The 6,388-nt window shown below is 61.5% G+C and carries 6 protein-coding genes; 4 read left to right on the top strand and 2 right to left on the bottom strand.

Annotated elements, in window-relative coordinates:
• Positions 1-22: 22 nt before the first annotated feature.
• Entirely contained in the window at positions 23-1,921 is a 1,899-nt protein-coding gene (locus K9857_RS17280; protein ID WP_224537749.1) for a cytochrome c/FTR1 family iron permease, read from the bottom strand.
• Positions 1,922-2,227: 306 nt separating this feature from the next.
• Here K9857_RS17280 and K9857_RS17275 point away from each other — a divergent pair, with 306 nt between their 5' ends.
• Genes K9857_RS17275 through K9857_RS17260 form a run of 4 tightly spaced genes read left to right on the top strand, consistent with a single transcriptional unit; the run spans position 2,228 to position 5,379 of the window.
• A complete protein-coding gene (locus K9857_RS17275) occupies positions 2,228-3,625 on the top strand; it encodes a COG3014 family protein (protein ID WP_224537747.1) in 1,398 nt (465 codons plus the stop codon).
• 15 nt (positions 3,626-3,640) lie between these two features.
• Positions 3,641-4,012, top strand: a complete 372-nt coding sequence (locus tag K9857_RS17270; RefSeq protein WP_224537746.1) for a YcfL family protein — start codon at positions 3,641-3,643, stop codon at positions 4,010-4,012.
• A gap of 35 nt (positions 4,013-4,047) precedes the next feature.
• On the top strand, positions 4,048-4,635 hold the full coding sequence (gene lpoB, locus K9857_RS17265) for a penicillin-binding protein activator LpoB (RefSeq protein WP_224537745.1): 588 nt from the start codon (positions 4,048-4,050) through the stop codon (positions 4,633-4,635).
• A 3-nt stretch (positions 4,636-4,638) separates the two neighbouring features.
• Positions 4,639-5,379 (top strand): penicillin-binding protein activator LpoB, encoded by a 741-nt coding sequence (locus tag K9857_RS17260; protein WP_224537743.1) that lies wholly within the window; start codon positions 4,639-4,641, stop codon positions 5,377-5,379.
• Between the two features lie 217 nt (positions 5,380-5,596).
• Here the strand turns inward: K9857_RS17260 and rhtB are convergent, their stop codons facing one another.
• Positions 5,597-6,229: a homoserine/homoserine lactone efflux protein gene (gene rhtB / locus K9857_RS17255; RefSeq protein ID WP_175379611.1), complete on the bottom strand. Its 633-nt coding sequence runs from the start codon at positions 6,227-6,229 to the stop codon at positions 5,597-5,599.
• Between the last annotated feature and the right edge of the window lie 159 nt (positions 6,230-6,388).

Genomic DNA, 6,388 nt, shown 5'->3' with positions numbered 1-6,388 from the left:
TTATGAGCGAAGCGAATGCCTTTTAAGAAACCTGCACCCGCCGCTTCTCAGCCACCCAACTGCGGCCATACAGCACCACAATTGCAATGATCGCCACCGCCTGCGCGCTCAGCGAATACGCATCGGCATGAATCCCCAGCCAGTCGAACTCGAAGAACGGCACCGGCCGCGTGCCGAAGATGCCCGCTTCCTGCAGCGCCTTCACGCCATGCCCCGCGAACACCACCGACAAGGCGCACAACAGAGCGGCGTTGATGCTGAAGAACAACGTCAGCGGCAGTTTCGCCGAGCCGCGCAGGATCACCCAGGCCAGGCCGAACAACAGCACCAGCGCCGTCGCACCACCGGCCAGTACCGCGTCGTGACCGGCAGGACCTGCCTGCAGCCACAGGGTTTCGTAGAACAGAATCACTTCGAACAGCTCGCGATACACCGAGAAGAACGCCAGGATCGCAAAGCCGAAACGACCGCCGCCGCCGACCAGGCTGCTCTTGATGTAGTCCTGCCAGGCCGCGGCATGGCGACGGTCGTGCATCCACACGCCCAGCCACAGCACCATGACGCTGGCGAACAACGCCGTCGCGCCTTCCAGCAATTCACGTTGCGAGCCGCTGACATCGATCACATACGCCGCCAGCGCCCAGGTGCCCAGGCCGGCCAACAGCGCCAGGCCCCAGCCGACGTTGACGCTGCGCACCGCCGACTGCTGGCCGGTGTTGCGCAGGAACGCCAGAATCGCCGCCAGCACCAGAATCGCTTCCAGGCCTTCGCGCAGCAGAATCAACAGGCCGGAAATGTAGCTCAGGGACCAGCTCAAGCCATCGCTGCCGAGCAGGCCGGCGGCGGTCTTCAATCCGGCCTTGGCCACGTCCAGACGCTGTTCGACTTGATCGATCGGCAAACCATCCTGCAACGACTGACGGAAGGCCATCAGCGATTTTTCCGTGTCCTTGCGCACGTTGGCGTCGACGTTATCCAGCGAGCTTTCCACCAGCTCGAAGCCTTCCAGGTACGCCGCCACCGACAGGTCGTAGGCCTGATCGTGGTCGCCGGCACGGTAGGCCGCGAGGCTCTTGTCCAGGGTCGCGGCGGTGTAATCGAGCAACTGCGCCGGGCCACGCTTGACCTGCGGCGGCTGCGCCCGCTGCGCGCGGAACACCGCAGCTGCCTGCGGACCATCGACCGCCTGCACTTCGGCCGGCGTCTGACGGGCCAGGTCGGCGATGTTGTAGACCTTGTCGCCGCCGGCAGCCGCCGCGTCGGCACTGAAGCTGGCGATATAGGTCGCCAGGTCCCAGCGCTGACGCTCGTCCAGCTGATCGGCGAAAGCCGGCATGTCGGTCCCTTCAACACCCAGCCCCAGGGTGTTGTAGATCGCATACAGGCTCAGGTGATCCAGACGCGCCTTGTCGCGCAGATTGGCCGGTGGCGGCGTCAACCCGACACCCGCCGGGCCATCGCCCGCGCCGGCATCGCCGTGACACACCGAACAGTGCTGCGCATACAGCGGCGCGCCACGGGTCGGGTCCGGAGTGATGATCGGCGCCTGGCTGACTTCATAGGCCACCGCCAGTTTCGCGCCCAATTGCCGCGCCTGACGGGCGACATCCGCGCCGTCCTGACGGTCAGTGATCGCACCGCGAAGGCTGGTGATGCCCTGCTCCAGAGCGGCTTTTTCCGGCTTGGCCGGCATCGCGCTCACCAGGCCTTGCAATGCCTGGACGAACTCCAGTTGCTCACGGTACTCGGACTCGTTGACGACCTCACCTGCCTGCACCGCTTGCGGGTAATCCGCACCGATGTAGTCGAGCAAATGCAGGGCTTGCGGCGCGCCTTCCACCGTGTCCGCCAGCAGATTGAGACTGCATAGGGCGAACACCGGCGCGACCAGCCAGGCCAGGAAACGGGAGGGGGAAATCATGAATGAATCTCATTTGGAAACACGAAGTAACATATTGTTCCCTCTCAATGATTTTCACTCAAGCTTTGTTACGGAGTTCCGCCGCTGTCGATTTTTTCGAGATAGTGGCACAGCAGCCAGAATAGCCATTAATAAGCCATTACTTTGCCACCTATTCTCTCTATAATGCCGCGCCGAGTTATTGCAATTCGGCATTGAAGCTCCTTTTTTTATGAGGAACTGGCAGGAAGCCGGACCACCTGCCAGTAGGTCCCAACAGCCCGACCAGCGACTGCGGCTGCATTCATTCAGGGAAGAAGCACCGTTATGGCCTCCCGCGCCCTTACCGCGATCGCGCTCAGCGCCGTCACTTTGATTTCCGGCTGTTCGGCCTTTCGCAACTACGATTCCGAATTGGCCCAGACCAACCAGCAACTGGCCTCCGGCAACGTCGATGCCGCCCTGACCCTGCTGGAAAAGAACAACACCGGCGAAAACAAAGACCTGCTCTATTACTTCGAGAAAGGTGAGTTGCTGCGCGCCAAGGGCGACCTGTCCGGCAGCCAGAACGCCTGGACCAGCGCCGATCAGGTGGTGGGGCAGTGGGAAGATTCGGTGAAGCTCGACACCGCCAAGTACCTGGCCCAGTTCGGCAGTTTCCTGGTCAACGACAAGGTTCGCCGCTACGAAGGCTACGACTACGAAAAAGTCATGCTGACCACGCAGATGGCCCTCAACCTGCTGGCGCTGAATGACTTCGACGGCGCCCGCACCGCCATCAAGAGAACCCACGAGCGCGAAGCGGTGATCGCCGATCTGCGCGACAAGGAATACCTCAAGAGTGAGGAAGAGGCCGAGAAAGAAGGCATCACCACTCAGTACAAGGATTTGCAGGGTTACCCGGTCGCCAGCCTCGATGCGCCGGAAGTGGTCAACCTGAAGAACAGCTACCAGAGTGCGTTCAGCCACTACCTGGCCGGATTCGTCTATGAAGCCCTGGGTGAGAAAGACCTGGCCGCGCCGGGCTATCGCAAGGCCGCCGAACTGCGCCCGAACACTCCGCTGCTGGAGCAGGCGTTGAAGGATCTGGACAAGAAAAGCACCAAGGATGAGGACAGCGACATCCTGATCGTGGTGCAAAGCGGCCTGGCGCCGGCCCGGGACTCGATCCGCGTGCCGTTGCCTCTACCGATCAGCGGCAACGTGGTGATCACCCCGCTGTCGTTCCCGATCATCAAGCCCGACACCTCTACCGCCGCCTTCGCCCAGATCGGCGTGGACGGTCAGCAAATGAATCTGACTCAACTCAACAGCACCACCGCCATGTCCCAGCGCGCCCTGCGTGACGACATGCCGGGCATCATCGTGCGTACCACCGTGCGCGCGGTGACCCGTGGCGTGGCGCAGAAGAAGATCAACGAAACCAACCCGCTGGCAGGCCTGGCGGTCGGTATCACTTCAGCGGTGCTCGAAGGTGCCGATACCCGTACGTGGCGCACGCTGCCGGACAACACCCAAGTGGTGCGCCTGCGCCTGAAGAAGGGCGAGCACCAGATTGCGCTGCCGAACGCCGTCGGTGGCACTACGGTGAAAGTCACTGTCGATCAGCGCTACCAGGTCATCAGCCTGCGCGCCGTGGGCAATCAGGTATTCGCCAGCGGCGTCGCCGCCCATGTGATCCCGAGCGCCAGTGCAACCACCGTCGCCAGCCTCGCCAAACCTTAAGAACGGAGTCTTCGCATGCGTTTCAAATTCATCGCCGTCCTGGGCCTGGCCCTGTTGGCCGGCTGCGCAACCCCGCCACCACCTGAGCCGGGCAGCGCTGCCAGCAAGGTCGTGGCCATGGGCAAGCTCAAGAACATCGTGGTCGGCGCCATGCGCGTGGCCCGGGAAAACGGCTTCATGACGGTCAATGCGCAGCTGAGCAACACAAGCTACAACAACAAGACCTTCTACTACCGCTTTGCTTGGCTCGGCCCTGAAGGCTTCCCGATTGCCGAAGAGGAAGTCTGGAAAAGCCAGATGATGTACGGCGAACAGACCAGTTTCATCCAGGCCATCGCGCCGACTGCCAAAGCCGTGGACTTCCGCCTGGAAATCAAGACGCCTTGAGCCAACCCCCTTTTTCCGTTTCAGAGAGCATTCCCATGTTTGCACGCTTTTCCTGCATCGCCGTCCTCGCCCTGCTCGCCAGCGGTTGCGCCAACACCTCGCCGACCCTGGGCAGCAAGAACATCAGCTACGGCGACACCAAGGCCGTTGAAACCGTCACCAACGAGTTCGGTTCGACCGACCTGCAAATGATCGCCGAGTCCATGACCCGTTCCCTGGCCCAGTCGGGCACGCTGCAAGGGCGTCCGGTGGTTCAGGTCTACGACGTGAAGAACAAGACCAGCGAGTACATCGACACCCGCGAAATCACCACCAGCATCAAGACTCAGCTGATGAAGTCCGGCACCGCCCGCTTCGCCAGCGATAACACCCAGATGCAGAGCCAGGTCGACCAGTTGAAGCTGCAGAACCAGAGCGGTCTGTACAAGAAGAGCACCGTGGCCAAGACCGGCAACATGGTTGCCGCCAAGTACCGCCTGGAAGGCTCGATCAGCTCGATCGTCAAGCGCAGCAGCGACTACAAGGACGTCTTCTACAAATTCAGCCTGCAATTGATCGACGTCGAAAGCGGTCTGGCCGAGTGGATGGACGAGAAAGAGATCCGCAAAACCACGGAGCGTTAATCGATGCGCACATGGATTGGCATGATGGCCCTGGCTTGCGCGTTCAGCGCGCAGGCGGCCCCGAAAGTCGCAGTAACGGATCTGGCGTATCAGGAGCGCGTGGAGCAGTACATCCACATCGTCTCGGCCCAGAACAACTTTCAGGCGAGTCACTACAGCGCCAGCGGCTCTTCGAGCTACAACGAAATCGAAGCCACCAGCAGCTATATCGAGCAGGGTGAGCTGCGTAAATTCACCGGCGACATCAAGGGTGAAATGCTGCGCACCGGCATGTTCCAGCTGGTGCAGGGCACGCCTTACACCGCTTCATCCAAGGGTGACGTCTACGACGTGATCAAGCGGATCAAGGCCGGCAACTTCAAGGGCGCCGACTACGTGCTATTCGGTACCGTCTCGGACATCGACTTCACCCGCGACGTGACCGAACTGGCCAACACCGACAGCCATTCGGCGGTGCTGGCGCTGACCCTCGTGGCCGATTTCAGCCTGATCAACACCCGGACCTATGAAATCACCTCGGCCTTCACGGCGATGGGCGAAGGCCAGGACACCAAACTGGTGAACGGCCGCGATATCAAGGTTTCGCTGAACCGCCCACGGGTGGTTCGCGAGGTGTCCAAGGCGTTGGGTGAGGATGTGGCGGCGCAACTGAGCCAGCAGCTTGGCGGCGGCTACGAGCAGCCTGGGCAGGCGCCGTTGCGTAACAACCTGCCGCGGGATACGGCGCCGGTCATCCTGCGCTAACCAAGCCAGCGCAGGACCTGTAGCAGCTGGCGCAGCCTGCGTCCGGCTGCGAAGCAGTCGTGAAATCAGCCAACGCGGTGTGCCAGGAAAATCGCGCACTCAGGTTTTGCGACTGCTGCGCAGCCGGACGCAGGCTTCGCCAGCTGCTACAGGTTTCGTGCTCGGCTTGAAATGAAAAAGGCGACCTGAAAAGGTCGCCTTTTTTGTGCCCGACGCTTCAGACCGCCGCTTTACGCAACGTCGCCATAAAAGCTGCCGCGCCAATGAACAGCCCGGCAAAGGTGCGGTTCATGCGTTTCTGCTGCTTCGGCGTGCGCAGCATGCGCAGCACCTTGGACGCCAAGCCGGTGTAGCCGGCCATGACGATCAGGTCGACGCAGATCATGGTCACGCCGATGATCAGGTACTGGATCAGCAGCGGTGCGTGCGGGTCGATGAACTGCGGCAGTACCGCGAGCATGAACACCAGTGCCTTGGGGTTGCTGACGTTGACCAGGAAGCCACGGAACACCAGGGCCATCGGCTTGCCGATCTGGCGGACGGCCGCGTCATCGCTCATGTCGCTGGGCAATGCACGCCATTGCTTGATGGCGAGGTAGACCAGATAGGCCACACCGAACCATTTGATCGCGTAGAAAGCGGTGGCCGAGGCAGTGAGGATCGCGCCCACACCGGCGCCGACGATGGCAATTTGCAGCGCCAGGCCCAGTTGCAGGCCCAGTGCGTTCCAGTAGCCGCGCCAGAAACCGTATTGCAGACCGCTGGACATCGACGCAATGGCGCCGGCACCGGGAGAAAGGCTGATCACCCAGCAGGCGGCAAAAAACGCCAGCCATGTTTGAAGCTCCATTGCACACCTCGACTCAGACTCGTGACAGACGTCTAAGCTAATGCGGCTTTGGGTTGGTGACTACTGATTTCTTTGCGGGATGTGTCGAGCGCCGACGATCGTGGGCGGCCCTAAGGGCCTCTTCGCGAGCAAGCTCGGCTCCTACAGAAATTGTTTGCG

The organism is Pseudomonas sp. REP124, from assembly GCF_020164475.1.
Classification (GTDB): domain Bacteria; phylum Pseudomonadota; class Gammaproteobacteria; order Pseudomonadales; family Pseudomonadaceae; genus Aquipseudomonas.
This window is presented reverse-complemented; position numbering and strand designations above follow the sequence as displayed.